This window comes from Marinobacter sp. (assembly GCF_039977835.1).
Taxonomy (GTDB): Bacteria; Pseudomonadota; Gammaproteobacteria; order Pseudomonadales; family Oleiphilaceae; genus Marinobacter.
The window spans coordinates 87,335-102,369 of record NZ_JBDWCL010000060.1; the positions used below are offsets into that span (position 1 = coordinate 87,335).

19 protein-coding genes are annotated in these 15,035 nt (G+C 57.7%); 4 read left to right on the plus strand and 15 right to left on the minus strand.

The annotated features are described in order from the left end of the window. Positions 1 to 20: 20 nt before the first annotated feature. From ccmI to ABJM11_RS17105, 7 genes are all read right to left on the minus strand, one after another. On the minus strand, positions 21 to 911 hold the full coding sequence (gene ccmI / locus ABJM11_RS17075; protein WP_011784904.1) for a c-type cytochrome biogenesis protein CcmI: 891 nt from the start codon (positions 909 to 911) through the stop codon (positions 21 to 23). Next, positions 908 to 1,396, minus strand: a complete 489-nt coding sequence (locus tag ABJM11_RS17080; protein ID WP_011784903.1) for a cytochrome c-type biogenesis protein — start codon at positions 1,394 to 1,396, stop codon at positions 908 to 910. Before ABJM11_RS17080 ends, ccmI begins: the two co-directional genes overlap by 4 nt. Continuing rightward, positions 1,387 to 1,908, minus strand: coding sequence for a DsbE family thiol:disulfide interchange protein (locus ABJM11_RS17085; RefSeq protein WP_407070012.1), 522 nt, complete (start codon positions 1,906 to 1,908; stop codon positions 1,387 to 1,389). Before ABJM11_RS17085 ends, ABJM11_RS17080 begins: the two co-directional genes overlap by 10 nt. Beyond that, positions 1,908 to 3,902, minus strand: coding sequence for a heme lyase CcmF/NrfE family subunit (locus ABJM11_RS17090; protein WP_348293766.1), 1,995 nt, complete (start codon positions 3,900 to 3,902; stop codon positions 1,908 to 1,910). The genes ABJM11_RS17085 and ABJM11_RS17090 overlap by 1 nt, the downstream gene beginning before the upstream one ends. Positions 3,903 to 4,010: 108 nt before the next feature. Further along, positions 4,011 to 4,649, minus strand: coding sequence for a peroxiredoxin (locus tag ABJM11_RS17095; protein ID WP_348293768.1), 639 nt, complete (start codon positions 4,647 to 4,649; stop codon positions 4,011 to 4,013). Positions 4,650 to 4,748: 99 nt separating this feature from the next. After that, a complete protein-coding gene (gene lspA, locus ABJM11_RS17100; RefSeq protein ID WP_348293769.1) occupies positions 4,749 to 5,261 on the minus strand; it encodes a signal peptidase II in 513 nt (170 codons plus the stop codon). Between the two features lie 3 nt (positions 5,262 to 5,264). Further along, positions 5,265 to 6,161: a cation transporter gene (locus ABJM11_RS17105; protein ID WP_348293770.1), complete on the minus strand. Its 897-nt coding sequence runs from the start codon at positions 6,159 to 6,161 to the stop codon at positions 5,265 to 5,267. 97 nt (positions 6,162 to 6,258) lie between these two features. On the opposite strand from ABJM11_RS17105, the gene cadR reads away from it, so the two are divergent. Continuing rightward, a complete protein-coding gene (gene cadR, locus ABJM11_RS17110) occupies positions 6,259 to 6,660 on the plus strand; it encodes a Cd(II)/Pb(II)-responsive transcriptional regulator (protein WP_008173755.1) in 402 nt (133 codons plus the stop codon). Between the two features lie 46 nt (positions 6,661 to 6,706). Here cadR and ABJM11_RS17115 read toward each other — a convergent pair whose 3' ends face one another. The 6 genes from ABJM11_RS17115 to merR form a co-directional block, all read right to left on the minus strand. Beyond that, positions 6,707 to 7,282, minus strand: coding sequence for a TlpA disulfide reductase family protein (locus tag ABJM11_RS17115; RefSeq protein ID WP_348293771.1), 576 nt, complete (start codon positions 7,280 to 7,282; stop codon positions 6,707 to 6,709). Between the two features lie 56 nt (positions 7,283 to 7,338). After that, positions 7,339 to 8,043: an SCO family protein gene (locus ABJM11_RS17120; RefSeq protein ID WP_348293772.1), complete on the minus strand. Its 705-nt coding sequence runs from the start codon at positions 8,041 to 8,043 to the stop codon at positions 7,339 to 7,341. Between the two features lie 42 nt (positions 8,044 to 8,085). Continuing rightward, the gene (locus tag ABJM11_RS17125) at positions 8,086 to 8,676 is read right to left on the minus strand and encodes a protein-disulfide reductase DsbD domain-containing protein (protein WP_348293773.1); all 591 of its coding nucleotides are present in this window, start codon (positions 8,674 to 8,676) and stop codon (positions 8,086 to 8,088) included. Positions 8,677 to 8,692: 16 nt separating this feature from the next. Further along, complete coding sequence (locus ABJM11_RS17130; RefSeq protein WP_011784889.1) at positions 8,693 to 9,883, minus strand: protein-disulfide reductase DsbD; 1,191 nt, start codon at positions 9,881 to 9,883, stop codon at positions 8,693 to 8,695. Beyond that, positions 9,883 to 10,701, minus strand: coding sequence for a thiol:disulfide interchange protein DsbG (gene dsbG, locus ABJM11_RS17135; RefSeq protein WP_348293774.1), 819 nt, complete (start codon positions 10,699 to 10,701; stop codon positions 9,883 to 9,885). Before dsbG ends, ABJM11_RS17130 begins: the two co-directional genes overlap by 1 nt. A gap of 693 nt (positions 10,702 to 11,394) precedes the next feature. Next, positions 11,395 to 11,835 carry an Hg(II)-responsive transcriptional regulator gene (merR, locus tag ABJM11_RS17140; protein WP_348293775.1) on the minus strand — a complete coding sequence of 147 codons (441 nt, stop codon included), beginning with the start codon at positions 11,833 to 11,835 and terminating at the stop codon, positions 11,395 to 11,397. 73 nt (positions 11,836 to 11,908) lie between these two features. Between merR and merT the strand changes: the two genes are divergently transcribed. The 3 genes from merT to merA all read left to right on the plus strand — a co-directional run bounded on the left by merT (position 11,909) and on the right by merA (position 14,063). Continuing rightward, the gene (merT, locus tag ABJM11_RS17145; protein ID WP_348293777.1) at positions 11,909 to 12,259 is read left to right on the plus strand and encodes a mercuric ion transporter MerT; all 351 of its coding nucleotides are present in this window, start codon (positions 11,909 to 11,911) and stop codon (positions 12,257 to 12,259) included. A gap of 14 nt (positions 12,260 to 12,273) precedes the next feature. Then, positions 12,274 to 12,570, plus strand: a complete 297-nt coding sequence (merP, locus tag ABJM11_RS17150; protein WP_348293779.1) for a mercury resistance system periplasmic binding protein MerP — start codon at positions 12,274 to 12,276, stop codon at positions 12,568 to 12,570. A gap of 86 nt (positions 12,571 to 12,656) precedes the next feature. Then, on the plus strand, positions 12,657 to 14,063 hold the full coding sequence (gene merA, locus ABJM11_RS17155; RefSeq protein ID WP_348293781.1) for a mercury(II) reductase: 1,407 nt from the start codon (positions 12,657 to 12,659) through the stop codon (positions 14,061 to 14,063). A 51-nt stretch (positions 14,064 to 14,114) separates the two neighbouring features. On the opposite strand, the gene ABJM11_RS17160 is transcribed toward merA, so the two are convergent. Both ABJM11_RS17160 and ABJM11_RS17165 read right to left on the minus strand, forming a co-directional pair. Then, the gene (locus ABJM11_RS17160; RefSeq protein ID WP_348293782.1) at positions 14,115 to 14,858 is read right to left on the minus strand and encodes a TVP38/TMEM64 family protein; all 744 of its coding nucleotides are present in this window, start codon (positions 14,856 to 14,858) and stop codon (positions 14,115 to 14,117) included. After that, positions 14,839 to 15,021 carry a hypothetical protein gene (locus ABJM11_RS17165; protein WP_348293784.1) on the minus strand — a complete coding sequence of 61 codons (183 nt, stop codon included), beginning with the start codon at positions 15,019 to 15,021 and terminating at the stop codon, positions 14,839 to 14,841. The genes ABJM11_RS17160 and ABJM11_RS17165 overlap by 20 nt, the downstream gene beginning before the upstream one ends. Between the last annotated feature and the right edge of the window lie 14 nt (positions 15,022 to 15,035).

Below are 15,035 nucleotides of genomic sequence, written 5' to 3' on the forward strand. Positions count from 1 at the left end.
TGTGAACGTGCGTTAGGGTTTCAATCAGTAACACGTTCCGCTCCATTGGCTGTCTCCTCCAATCGTTGCCTGGCAACAGCGATACCGCTGCGCATGGCCTGTGCGGACTCGTTATCGCCGAAGCCAGCCAATGCCCGGCGCCAGTAATTGATCGCCTGTTCATAGCGGCCGTCGTCAAAGGCCTCGACCCCCAGTATGCCCAGCGCCGTTGGCTCACGTGGATCCTTGTCGAGTATTTCGTCGATCAGCGCATGCACTTCATCGGTCAGGCTGCGCCCGGCCACAAAGAATTTTATCTGAGCCAGTTGGGCCAGAAGATCTACTCTGCGGCCTTCCAGTTCGATCAGTCGTTCCAGGGCGTCAATCGCCTGACCCGGTTGACCGATCTTCTGGTAAAGCGGAAACAGCAAGGACCAGACCTTGGGATTATCCGGCTGAGTCCCGGCTTCCTCTTCGAGCCGACCAACCAGGGTTTTCATTGAGGCACCGGGCGTGTTGAGCACGTCCTGCTGGGCGGCATGCAGCGCCAGATCGCCATCGGCACCCAGCCATCGATAGCCGATCATGCTGGCAGCCATGACTGCCGTTATCACCAGTGGAATCATCAAACGTCCTGACAGGGGGCGCCTGAGAGGCATTCGGCGATGGGCCTCGGTGTCCTCCAGCAGATTGCGGTCCAGCTCGTGGCGGCCTTCTTCAAAACGGGCGACGTCAATCTCGCCGCGATCGCGGGCGCTTTTCAGGGCTGAAAGCCGGCGTTCATAGACGGCCAGGTTTTGCGCCTCAGCGTGATCATCGGCCTCAAACCGCTGCTGCCAGTCATGGATCGCCCTTGCTCTTCGCAACGGTAGACTCAGGAACCACAGCGCTATAAGCAACAGTGTGCCGATACTTAACCAGAGCATAGTCATTCCGACCTCTCACGATGACGATGAATCAAAGAGGACAGGCGGGTACGCTCCTCCTCGGAGAGCGGCCGCACTCGCCGGTGCCTGCGTGCCCGGACAAAGGCAATCACAACCAGGGCGCCTCCTGCTACCAGCGCTGCCGGCAATGCCCAAAGCAGCCACGTGCGCCCGTCAAGGCGCGGATTGTAAAGAACGAACTCGCCAAAACGATTAGCCATGAAATCAAGAATTTCCTTATCCGCACGCCCCTCATGAAGCATCAGCGCTACCCGCTCCCGCATGTCCGCCGCCACCGGCGAATCGGAGCTGTCGATGGCTTGAGCATCACATTTAGGGCACCGCAATGACGCCGTAAGGTCGCGATAACGCTCCGCCATCACCGGATCCTCGAAATGACGCGCATCAATTGCCGTATCCGCCATCGACTGGAACGAGGCCATCAAAAGCACGATGACCACACAGCAACGGATCTTCAGGGTTAGCGCCATTTCTCTACCTCCGCCATGACTTCATCCACCTGGGCGGGCGTTATGTAACCGACGTGCTTGTATCGAACGATACCGTTTGCATCGACCAGGAAGGTTTCGGGCACGCCATACACGCCAAGCTCGAAACCCAGGTCACCGGCAGGATCGAAGATGTTGACCTCGAAAGGTTTTCCAAACTCTTCAAGAAACTGTCGCCCCAGGTCACGGGTGTCTTTATAGTTGATGCCCACCATCTGAATGCCGCGTTCGGAGAGCGCCAGTAGCTGGGGCATTTCCTCCTTGCAGGTCGGGCACCATGACGCCCAGACATTGACCAGAGACATCTGCCCGCGGAGCAGGGATTCATCCACCTCGGTGTAAGGGTCTTCCAGCGTCGGGAGCGTGAACGCGGGAAACGCCTGACCTATCAGGGCCGACTCGCGAGCACTGGGGTCCAGCGAAAGCCCCCGGTACAAAAAGAAAGCCAGGCCAAGGAACACCAAAAAAGGAAGCAGCAGCAACAGGCGACGCATCATGCGCGAACCTCGCGCGTCGGCCTCATCGATTCCCTATCAGCTGCAGCGGCACGGCGACGATAGCGACGATCCGCCACAGCCAGCACGCCCCCGGAGGCCATCAGCAGCGCACCCAGCCAAAGCCAACGTACGAAGGGCTTGACCTGTATGCGCATTGCCCAGCTGCCGTCGTCCAGCTCCTCCCCCATGGCCACGTAAAGGTCCCGCAACAGGCCGGGGTCGAGTGCGACATCGGTCATCGGCTGCCCACGGGCAATGTACAGGCGCTTCTCCGGGTACAGGGTGGTGACAATCCGGCCTTCACGGGCAACCTCGATGGTCGCCGTGTCGGCCAGGAAGTTGGGCCCCCGACGCTCGCCCAGTTCGGTCAACGTGAAAGCGTACCCGCCCAGATCTACCTGCTCACCGATATCAAGCCGCACATTACGCTCCATGGCGTAGTTCGACACCATCACCACGCCCACGATGGTGACGGCCAGGCCCACGTGGCCGACCACCATGCCCCAGTATGAAGGGGTCAACTTACGCAACCCGGCCAGCGCAGAGGACGCATTTCGGACTTTATCAAACAGGTCGCGCACCAACCCCAGTACCACCCACAGGGCCGCCACCAGCCCCAGCGCCACGGCGACGTTCCACTGGCCGTCGTAAAGAAACGGTATCGATACCGCAATCGCCAGTGCGGCCAGGCCCGCCCCCAGAAGCCGCCGGAACAGCTCGCGACCGGGCATCTGCTTCCAGCGTGCGACCGGCCCCAGCCCCATAAAGGCACAAAGTATGACAGTTAGAGGCACGAACAAACTATTAAAGTAGGGCGCGCCGATACTGATTTTGCCCAGCCCGAGTGCATCCAGGATCAAGGGATACAGGGTGCCCATCAGGACCGTGATCGTCATGATAACCAGCAAAATATTGTTGATCAGTAACAGTGCATCCCGGGAAAGCCAGCTAAAGCCCGCATTGGCGCTCATTCGCGGCGCCCGTAGCGCAAAGATCAACAGCGAGACGCCGACCGTTATACCCAGCAACGCCAGAATGAAGAGCCCCCTTGACGGATCATTGGCAAAGGCATGAACCGAGGTCAGTACACCTGAGCGCACCAGGAAGGTACCCAGTAACGAGAGTGAAAAAGTGAAAATCGCCAGCAGCGCCGTCCAGCTCTTGAACGTGCCGCGCTTTTCCGTGACCGCCAGTGAATGTATCAGCGCGGTCCCGCTCAGCCAGGGCAGGAGCGATGCATTTTCCACCGGATCCCAGAACCACCAGCCGCCCCAACCCAGCTCATAGTAGGCCCACCAGCTACCCAGAGCGATGCCGAGGGTGAGAAACGCCCAGGCAATGTTGGTCCACGGCCGAACCCAGCGCGTCCAGGCCGCATCAAGACGCCCTTCGATCAGCGCAGCGATGGCAAAAGCAAAGACCACTGAAAAACCCACATACCCCATGTAAAGCATCGGCGGGTGGATGATCAGGCCAACATCCTGCAACAATGGATTCAGATCGGCACCGTCGGTTGGTATGCCGGGAAGCAGGCGATCGAAGGGGTTGGACGTAACGACGATAAAAAGCAGAAATCCTGCGCTGACGACACCCAGAACCCCCAGAACCCGTGCCAGCATATCCCGTGGCAACTGGCGGGAAAACAGACTGACGGCAAAGCCCCAGCCACTGAGAATCAGACTCCATAACAGCACCGAGCCTTCGTGAGATCCCCAGACGGCGGTGAACTTGTAGTACCAGGGCAGCATCGAGTTCGAATTACGGGCCACATAGTCCACGCTGAAATCATCCAGAAGAAAACTGGCGGTCAGGCTGGCATAAGAAACCAGTAGAAAGACAAATTGCCCCCACGCCATGGGCTCTGCAAACGCCATCCACAACGGGCGCCGGGTGGCAGCTCCCAGCAGGGGCACGGTCGCCTGAAGCAGCGACAGGCAAAGTGCAATCAGTAACGCGAAGAGACCAACTTCAGGGACTGTCAGGGTTAGCATTTCGGGGCCGTGTTCGTTTAAGGGTTCGGCGATGACCGAACCTATCGGTAAGGGGTTCTCAGGTATTGCTTCGTCAGCCAGCCGCACGGCCGGCTGACGAATTCCCTATTACTTCCGACCAGGTTGGCGGGTAACGCGCAGGTACGGGGTCTGCTCATTCCATCCCTCGGGGAAGCGCTCTTTGGCCTCTTCGTTGGAGAGCGACGGAACGATGATTACATCCTCGCCATTCTTCCAGTCCACCGGCGTGGCCACTTTGTGGTTGTCGGTCAGCTGGAGCGAATCAATGACGCGCAGGATCTCGTCCAGATTGCGCCCGGTGCTGGGCGGATACGTCAGCATCAGACGGATTTTCTTCGCGGAATCGATAATGAATACCGTTCGAACAGTCACCTTGGGATCGGCTTTTGGATGGATCATTCCGTACTGGTCAGCAACCACCTGATCTTTGTCTGCCAACAGGGGAAAATTGAGCCCCGTGCCCTGGGTTTTCTCGATATCCTTCGCCCAGTCTTTATGGGAGTCGAGCGGGTCGACGGAGACCCCGATCAGCTTCACACCGCGACTGGCGAACTCGTCCTTACGCTTGGCGAAGGCGCCGAGCTCTGTAGTACAGACGGGGGTGTAGTCGGCGGGGTGTGAAAACAGCACGGCCCAGTCGTCTCCCAGCCACTCATGAAACTGAATGTTTCCCTCGGTGGATGCGACGGTGAAATCGGGAGCGGTTTCTCCAAGTTGCAATGTCATCGTTTCATTCTCCTTTGCTTTGGCTGTCGTTCTCGGTTCGTCAGTACAGACGATATCTTTAAAGTCAACTTTAAGGTCAAGGCGTTTGTCAGATGTTTTTTAGCCTGATCCATCGAGCTCGACGTTCGTGCCCGATTTTTCGGGTATGAAACTGACATAGAGGAAAAGCACGGTGCCCAGCACAATGGCGATATCGGCAAGGTTAAAGGCTGGCCAGTGCCAGGATTGCCAATAGACATCAAAGGAATCCACAACATAGCCACGAAATATCCGGTCAATCAGGTTGCCCACGGCACCGCCAAGAATAAGGCTGTACGCGATGGCTTCTCCCCTGCGGCGGCACTGAAGAATCAGCGTGATCAGTACAAATGAGACAACTACCGCGACTGTGATAAGAAAGTATCGCTGCCAACCTCCGCCATCGGCAAACAGGCTGAATGCGGCGCCGGTGTTCCAGACATGAACCCAGTTAAAGAACGGGGTCACCGGAATCGATTCGCCATACGCCATTGACTGCTGGACCAGCCATTTTACAACCTGATCAGACGCCGCAATCAGGCCCGAAATAGCCAGCAGGCCATACGGCAAGTGTTTTTTGGCAACGATGGACATTGTTTAACCCTTAAGCGCGAGGATGCGCCTGGCCCCGTTGAGTACGATAACCCCCGCAATGCTGCCGATGATCAGGTCCGGGTAGTTGGAGCCAGTCCACGCGACCAGGGCGCCAGCGGTAATGACCCCCAGATTGATCACCACATCGTTGGCTGAGAATATCCAGCTCGCCTTCATGTGGGCACCGCCCTCCCGATGTTTGGATATCAGCAGCAGACAGGTGGTATTGGCGATCAATGCAATGAACGCAATCCCCATCATTACCAGCGACTCCGGCTCACTGCCGAAGACAAAGCGCCTCACCACCTCTGCAAGTACGCCTACAGCCAGTATCAGTTGGAGTACGCCCGCGAGATGCGCCGCACGCACCTGCATTTTCACGCTGTGCCCAACCGCATACAGGGCGAGCCCATACACGGCCGCGTCGGCAAAATTGTCCAGGGATTCTGCAATCAAACCGGTGGAGTGCGCGATCAGGCCGGCCGTCATTTCCACCACAAACAGGACAGCATTGATACCGAGCAACCAACGCAGGGTGCCCGACTCCTGCTCGGCCGAGATAGCCGTACCCCCGAGCGCCTTGATTGATTCAGGGTCGGCAGCGGCCGTTTCCTGAAGCGAAGCTCCCAGCCCGAGGGTCGCCAGCTTCGCGGTGATAGGCTCAGCCTCGCCATCGTGCACAACCTTCAACCGCCGATCAGACAGGTCGAAGGACAGCCCGCGAATGTCTTCAAAACCATTCAGGGCCAGTCGAATCATCCGTTCCTCCGAAGGACAATCCATCTTCGGTACGGTATACACACTGATCCAGTTGCCGGACGCTTCAGAGGCCTCCGACCCGGCGTTACCCTCGGCGGGTGTTGCGTCGCAGCCACAGGCGCCTTCACAGGATTTACTCATGATACGGCTCCACTTGAGTATTGTCGGATTATGATTTAAAACCATATAGCCACTATAAGGTCAATAGAGCAGATACCATTTGTTGAGGAGACACCCGATGCGCATTGGTCAGTTGGCGCGGTCCGTAGGGGTTGACACCCAGACCATCCGTTTCTATGAGCGAGAGGGCTTGTTACCACCGCCGGATCGTCAGGACAACGGCTACCGTATTTACACCGAACGGCATGTTGAGCGACTGGCTTTTATCCGGCGCTGCAGAATACTTGAGCTGTCACTCGCTGAAATTCACGAGTTACAGCGTTATCAGGGCGCGCCCCATCAGCCTTGCAGGGCCATCAACACCTTGCTTGATGATCACATCGCTCAAGTACGGTCTCAGATAACCGATCTGCAGGTACTGGAGAAACAACTTGTGTCGCTGCGAGCGAGTTGTAACGATGATCGGGAAATTGAGGCCTGCGGGGTTCTCGAAGGGCTCAGCGAAGGAAGCATGCAGTAGTAGCTTGAAGCATTACGCACCTGCCTTTTCAATTGCGTAAATCCAGTCAGTCCGGAACCCCTTCAATGGTGCGGGTCATCAAATCCACCATGGCCGGGCTGTCCCATTCCGCGGCACCGACCAGACGGCCAATTTCGCGACCGTCGTGATCAATCAGCAGCGTTGTAGGAACACCTGCTATGCCCAGTGTTGAGGTCGCCAGTGTCGACGGATCAATATACTGGCGAAGATGTTGGATGCCTGTTTTCCGGTAGAATTTCTCAACAACACTGATGCCTGCGTGGTCAACGGACAGCGCGACCACTTCAAATTGCTCGCCGCCCAGTTGAGCCTGAAGTGAGTCCAGCGTCGGCATTTCCTCACGGCAAGGCAGGCACCAGGTCGCCCAGATATTGAGCAATATCGCCTTACCCTTAAAGTCAGCCAGTGTCAGCGGCCTGCCGTCTTCGTCCTCAAAAGCCAGCTCGGGCAGAGTGCGAGGGGACTCCCAGATCAGGAACCCCTGGGGCCCCACGGACTTCGGAACCTTCCCTGCAGCCATAACTGGAGCGGCTATGGAAATAGCAAGCGCGAAAAAGACTACGGCGATTCCCCGGGCGGCGGATATGCGCTGGTGACTCATTAGACATTTCTCCTGATTACAGTGGTCGGTTTGCTGCCGGCATGGTGCCCCACGCGTTACTCGCTCTGTAGCAACGCTTCAATGCGCCCGTGCAGCCGGCCCCAGAACCCATCACCGGCTGCCGCGTTGGGGCCTTTGGCAATGGCCGTAAGGTAGGTCACCAGATGCTCAGGCTTGAATTTTAATCCATGGAACCGGGCCCGCATCTGACCTTCCGGGTCAATCACGTGGGTTACCACGCCATGGACCTGTACACCCTCACCCGTATCCCTGAACTGAACGCCGTAGGCCTTGGCGAGCTCCGACGTCAACCCGGGCGATTCGCCTTCGCCCCGGTACAGAAAGTGCCAATTATCGGGGTTCAGGTCGAAATTGTCGCCATACGCGCGCATGTTGTCCCGGGTACCGGCAATATCCTCGCGATCAGTGGCAATGGTGATGAACACCACCTCTTCACTCAGCCCTTCTTCTTCAACCCCGGTTTGCAACTGCCGTATCAGGTTCATATGAAAAGGGCAGGCCTCGGTACAGCGCGTGTAGAGAAAATTGAGCACAACGGTTTTGCCGTTTAAGTCGGCAAGGGAAAGGGTATTGCCATCAACGCCTGTAAGATCAAATGGAGGGGCCGGCTGATCCACGAACTGGGCATATCGCTCTTTCTCGTTCAATGAGGCCTCCACATCTTCCATGGAGTGAGCCATGGCATTGCTGCTGACCAGGGCAATCACGGCAATCAGGAATACTCTGAATAAGCTGTTCACAGTCATTCTCCATTTGAGTTGTTTTCCGAAGGGAGTCCCGGGTTATTGTGGCTTGGTATCGTCCAGATTCAGCGCAACGGGCAGGTCAGCTGGTGCCAGGCAAACGCCCTCGTCACTGCAGGCTTGCACCCGTACTGTCATGTCAAGCTTGCCTGCCTCTTTCAGCGCGGTGGTCTGTTTTTCATCTGGCAGCAGCCGGATGCTCGCACCGTCGTCGTACACCTCCAGGGCGGTGTCACCCAGCACAATGTCACTGACCCGGCCGCGCGGGTACTCCGTCGGAATATCGAGCGACTGGCCGCCAGCCGAAGACTTGGCGACGGTGGGGATCAGAAACTCCATGGAGGCTGGATTCGCATTCACGTGCCAGCCCGGTTCAATGTCCAGTGTCAGAACGATTTCACCGGTCTCCCCTATCAGGGCTTTGCCGCCTTCCGCAAGATTGAGGCGGACCTTATCGGAAGAATCTGCCAACCCCGTGCGGGCAACTGGCGCCTGGGGGTCGGAACTGGCTTGTTCAGGCTGGGCTGAGCCAGGGGCCTTTCCGGAATTGGTACCGATCAACATGAACGCCGCGATCGCGATCAGAAAAACCGCTATGCCGGTCAGCAATACTTTGGCTTGGGTTGTCATGGTTCATCTCCAGTATCTAGGGTTGTGAATTCTCGGTGCGGTTGATCGCCTCGACCAGGCTGTCGGTATCAAAGAGCCCAGTGAAACGGGCGACAACGGTGCCGTCAGCGTCAAAAATCGCCGCAAAAGGCAAAGCTTGCCCACCCGTCGCGGTTAACAATGCGTCTTTTTCGGGATCGCTTGCTGTCACATCCACCTGAATCGGCACCATGCCGGCCCGCGCTACGGCTTCAGCCACAGCGGGCTCTTTATACACGGTGCGCTCCAGGACCTTGCAGTTGATGCACCAATCGGCAGTGAACTCCAGCAAATACGGCGTGCCACGGGCTTTTGTGTCCGCCAGGAGTTCTGCGGAGTAGGGCTGCCAGACAAGTTCGTCTTCGCCGCTGCCCAACGGAGATGCGAATACCACTGTCACCGCAAGGGCAAGGCCTGTCGCCGTTGCAGTGATCACGCGAACGGCACCGCTCCCCTGAACGAAACGACGGAGACCCCAGACCAGCACCAGCGCCAGCCAGGCCCACCACAGCCAGGGGTATACCGCTTTGGGCACCAGGCTCGCGCTGAAAAAGACGGCGGCGGCCAGCAATATCAGCGCGAGCACTTCACGAATGGCCAGGGTCCAGGGGCCCGCCTTGGGCAACCGGCTCAGCCACTCGGGCCTGAGCATCAGTACCGCGTAGGGCAACGACAGCCCCAGCCCGATACTGCCGAATATCCCCATGATGACCGGTGTCGGCTGGGTAACGGCAAAGGCCAGAACGCCACCGAGGAATGGTCCTGCGCAGGGCGCGGCCAGAATCGCACTCAACAGCCCGGATACATAGGCTTCAAAGTAACGCCGGCCATGCGCCGAGGCGGCGAATGTCGGGACGGGGATGGGCAGATCGAGCCAGGTAATCACCGCAAACCCGACCATTAACGCAACCAGGACGGCCACGAATAGCGTTGACTGGAACAACGTGCCCCAGTTCCACTGCAGCAGTGCGGTCAGGCCGCCCAGCGTCAGGAAAAAGGTGAGTGTTCCGGCCGTGAATGCCAACGCGGCCAGCACCCGATGGGACCTCTGGCCGCCCGCCTCCCGCAGGATGGTCCGGACCTTGATGGGGATCGCGGGCAGCACGCAGGGCGTCAGGTTCAGCAGTAGACCTGCCATAACCGCCATCATGATCTGGCCGGCAATGAGTAATGAGGGCAGCTGATCCATTACTCAGTGACTCCCAGCATCCTGCCGAGCTCTTCCTGACTGGGCGCACCAGTCTGGCCTCGCCATTGTCCGCTCGTGTCCTTGTACAGCAGCCCTGGCGTTCCACTGAAACCCGCCTCGGCCATCCACTGACCGTGTTGTTCGAGGGCCTTTTGAAGGTCGGCCGGGATCGGAGTGAGTTCAGAAATTCCGCGGCCGTCACCGCTTTTTCCGAAGTTTTCCTCAAACACCTGGAGCGCCGCGGCTCGATCCTCTGCGTTCATGATTGCTGCAGAAAGCCCCGGGCTGGATGGTTTGAGAAACCCGACCATGACCCAGTGCAACCTGACTTTCCCCTCCGCAACCCAATCCCTCGTTTGTTGCCAGAATTTGTGGCAAAAAATGCAGTTGGGATCCGCGAAGATATAGACCTCAGGGGCATCTTCCTCGCCCTCGCTCACCAGATGGGGGTCCCAGGAGAGCTGTTTGGCAACCGACGCATACGTCGGCTTCGGTATATAACGAGCGGAATATTCGCGGGTCAGATCGTTGCCATCACTCTCCAGAAGTACGCCGGAAAAAGTGAGATCACCGAGACCATAGATGATCCCGGTTTTTCCGTCGCGAGTCTTTACAACATAGCCAGTCACGCCCTCGGCCGGCGTGGAGAAGCGTTCAGTCACCGTAAAACCGACTCTCTCCTGCAGCGCCTCGATTCCCGGGTCCATTGGTGGTGACGCCGAGGCCAAGGCAGCGAATAAACTCAAAAAAAGTGCCACCGAAAGCTTATGGCAGAGCACGGTCATGCCGCGCACCGGGTATTCCAGATAGAATGACATCACAGATACGTTCCCGTTTTCATGTATTCATCAGTCGATAAAATCACCAGCAAAGCTGCCTACGTGATGGTCTACCGCAAAAGGCCAAACGACAGGCACTCGAAGCGAAAGCCTCTGGTAATCAAAGGTTCAGAAGACTGTTGAATACTTGGGAGGAAAAGGGTCTGGGCCAGAAAGTACACGGCCGGAATGAGAAGAATAGCCTTTCGGGCAGGGGGAAGATAACAGCACTACCGAGTCTCTAATTGCAGATTTCCCGACATGGGACGTTGAACACGGGCTACTGCAGCTGCCCTCGGCATTGAGCCCGGCGCAGTCATGCATCACCTGGGTGTCTGGCAACATGACACAAGCCTCGACCATGGGTTCCACCTCAAAAGAGGTCGCGGCAACTCCCTGTGCAACGGGGAGAAGAGCCACGAGCAGTAGTACTGCCAGTCCCATAAGCCGTGTGGTCATCGCACTGATATCCTGATTACAGAACAGCTAAAACATCTTCCGCGTGGGAAGATAGTCGTCCACTTTAACCTACATTGGCGGAGGTGCAAACAGACACGCTCCATCACCGTATCCGCCAATGCGGCTACCAGAGTAAGATGTTGCCGGCGCACATAAGTTCCTCAGAAGCTTGGGCGTGGGGACTATTCGGGGATAAAACATCCGCTCTCCATCGAACCCTCAGTCGAGTGAAAATCATGTTCTTTCACGTTGATCGTTCCCCCCCACTGCCCCCTCATGCAATGATGCAATCAATGGGCAGGTAATATTGTACGGATGGGCATGGCACTGCTCGACCATCTCGCCCAGTACCTTCTCGATTCTCCCCAGTTGGTCGATTTTCTCACGCACGTCCCGCAACTTGTGCTCGGCCAGAGCGCTGGCCTCCTGACAGTGAGTGCCATCTTCAAGTTGTAGCAGGTCACTGATTTCGACAAGACTGAAGCCCAACTGCTGAGCGGTTTTCACGAACATTAACCGCTCGATATCAGCTGGACCATAGCGCCTAATACCACCTGGAGGACGTTCCGGCTCCGGTACTAGACGTCGCCGCTGGTAATAGCGGATTGTCTCGACATGGACATTGGCAGCCTTAGCCAGGCCACCGATGGTCAGTGAATTCGCTTTATCCGGCATACCCCTTGACTCCGTAGCTGACTACGGAAGTAACCTTATCTCATCGAATGAAACCATGAAAGGTGTCAGCGTCATGTCGAATTCCAAATCGGGGCGTGGCCCCCTGGCTACGGGAGGTATTGCGGGTCTTTTGGCTTCGGCCTGCTGTCTCGGACCGCTGGTACTTGTCGCGCTGGGTGTCTCCGGTGCCTGGATGGGCAACCTCACGGCTCTTGAACCTTACCGCCCGATTTTCATCGGCGTTGCATTGGTGGCCATGTTCTTCGCCTGGCGCCGAATCTTCCGGCCAGCGGAACAGTGCCAGCCTGGTGAAGTGTGTGCCGTACCGCAGGTACGAAAGACTTATAAGGTGATCTTTTGGGCAGTAGCGGTGCTGATACTGGCCGCCCTGTTGTTTCCCTATGCTTTGCCTCTGTTCTACTGAAAGGAGATTATTCCATGAAAATGCGTTTTGTTGTGACGTTGCTCTTCGCCCTGCTCAGCATGCCCTCCTGGGCCGCCATGCAGACAGTGACGCTTTCGGTTCCGGGGATGACATGTTCCGCATGCCCCATTACGATCAAGCTGGCCTTGAACAAGGTGGACGGTGTTTCGCAAGTCGACGTGAGCTACCCGGATCGAGAAGCCGTGATCACCTTTGACGACACACGAACATCCGTGGAAGCCTTGACCCAGGCAACGGGCGATGTCGGCTATCCTTCCACCCTGAAATCCCTGGAAACGGACAATAAGTGAGTTGTGATAAAGGACTCCAGGCACCCTCTGTTACACGCGACTCGGCGCCTGCCGTGACAATGCCCCAGTAATTCAAGGAACTCGGAATGAGTAGTGACAACAACCTGCATATCGCTGTTATTGGTAGTGGCGGCGCAGCCATGGCGGCTGCCCTGAAGGCCGCGGAGTGTGGCGCCCGCATCACCTTGATCGAGCGCGGCACCATTGGTGGTACCTGCGTGAATACTGGCTGCGTGCCGTCGAAAATCATGATTCGTGCCGCGCATATCGCGCATCTGCGTACGGAGAGCCCATTTGACGGAGGCGTCAGCGCCCAGGTGCCGAAAGTGGACCGGGCGAAACTGCTTCAGCAACAGCAGACGCGTGTCGAGGAACTGCGCGACGCCAAGTACGAAGGGATTCTGCGCGACCAGACGGCCATCACGGTCCTGAACGGTGAAGCCCGGTTTGTCGATGCCAATAACCTGGTGGTCCAGTTGAACGAGGGCGGCGAGCAGAACGTCCATTTCGATCGTGCCTTTATTGGCACTGGCGCCCGTCCCGCAGAGCCGTCGATACCGGGGCTGGCTGAGACGCCTTATCACACCTCCACCAGTGCGCTGGCATTAATTACTGTGCCTGAACGGCTGATCGTTATCGGCGCCGGTTTTGTTGCCCTGGAATTGGCCCAGGCGTTCGCCCGGCTGGATAGCAAGGTCACCGTGTTGGCCCGCAGCCGCCTGCTATCCGGTGAAGAACCCGCCATCGGTGAGGCCATAGAGGCGGCGTTCAGGCGCGAGGGCATCGAGGTGCTCAAGCAGACCCAGACCAGCCGTGTGGACTATACCGACAATGAATTCGTTATCGAGACCAATGCCGGTACCTTACGAGCTGATCAACTGCTGGTGGCGACCGGCCGGATACCCAATACTGAAAACCTGAACCTGGCGGGCATCGGTGTGGAAACCTCCCGTGGCGCGATTCAGGTGGATGGGCAACTGCAAACCACGGTCCCCGGTGTCTATGCCGCCGGTGACTGCACCGATCAGCCGCAGTTTGTCTACGTCGCCGCTGCCGGGGGCAGCCGGGCTGCGGTCAACATGACGGGAGGCGAGGCCACCCTGGATCTCAGCGCCATGCCGGGGGTGATGTTTACCGACCCTCAGGTCGCCACAGTTGGCCTGACAGAGGCCGAAGCGCTCAAGCAGGGCTACAGTGTGGACACCCGTTTGCTGGATCTGGAAAACGTGCCGCGAGCGCTGGTGAATTTCGACACCCATGGCTTTATCAAGATGGTGGCCGAGCGCGAATCGGGGCGCTTGCTGGGGGTGCAGGCGGTAGCCGGGGAAGCCGGTGAACTGATCCAGACGGCGGTGATGGCGCTGCGGTCACGGATGACCGTGCAGGAAATCGGTGATGAACTGTTTCCCTATCTGACCATGGTGGAAGGCCTCAAGCTCTGCGCACAAACCTTCACCAAGGACGTCAAGCAACTTTCCTGCTGTGCGGGATAAGTATTTGCCAGGGCGCATTTATCCACTGTCTGTTGGCCCCTATCGTGCAGGTCAGGTGGCTTTCTGGCACCGTCGGCGAGCCATAAGCAGCTTGGCGACAATCGGTAACAGGGTAATGCCACTGACCAGAACCAGAACCAGAAGCAGCGTCACCACCCCGGACTCAGAGGCCATGAGCAAGCCACCAAACGCTGTGATCAAATACGCTGTCGGAATAACACCGGCCAGCGTTGCGACCACGAAGCGCCAGAACGCGAGTGGTGTCAGGCCAGCTGCATAGCTGACCGCATCGAAGGAGATAAAAGGCACCAATCTTGATGTAAAAATGACAAGCATCAACGCGCCCTGGGAGCGGTCCTTGCCCAGCCACTCCAATACCGGACGCACCCGCCTCCAACGATGGATAACGTCGTATCCCAGGGACCGGGCAATGGCAAAGGCGATCAGAGCCCCCGCCTCAGCACCGATAACTACGACAACCGTCCCCCAGAAGGAGCCGTAAGCCGCCCCGGCGACCATGGCGATCGGAGCGCTGGGAATCGGGCTCAGGACGATGGCCAGGATCATCAGGCCAATGATGCCCACCGGCCCCCAATACCCCAACTGCTCGATCCATTCTCGCAACGCCGCCTTGTTGGTCACGGTGGCCAATGCTCCGGTCTCCAGCATGACCCAATAGATCGCCGCCAGTGCAACCAGCAGGAGCAGACCCCCGACTACTTTTGCTTTTGCGTTCAGTCTCACTCCCATGCTTGCCATGGGTGCCCGATGAATTTCATGTTCCAGGGTGGTCATAATCTCCCCTGGCGTTCTTACTCGCGCTTCCAGGATCGTCCCTGTTTCTCGAAAACAGGTACTTGGCAAGGGCAGCAACACCAAGTACCAAGGCGACGATGAGCAAAAGGGATATCAACCCCATTCCAGCCATTCCAAGCGTGCATGCGTCACTTGTCATCATGGTAATCTCCTGAT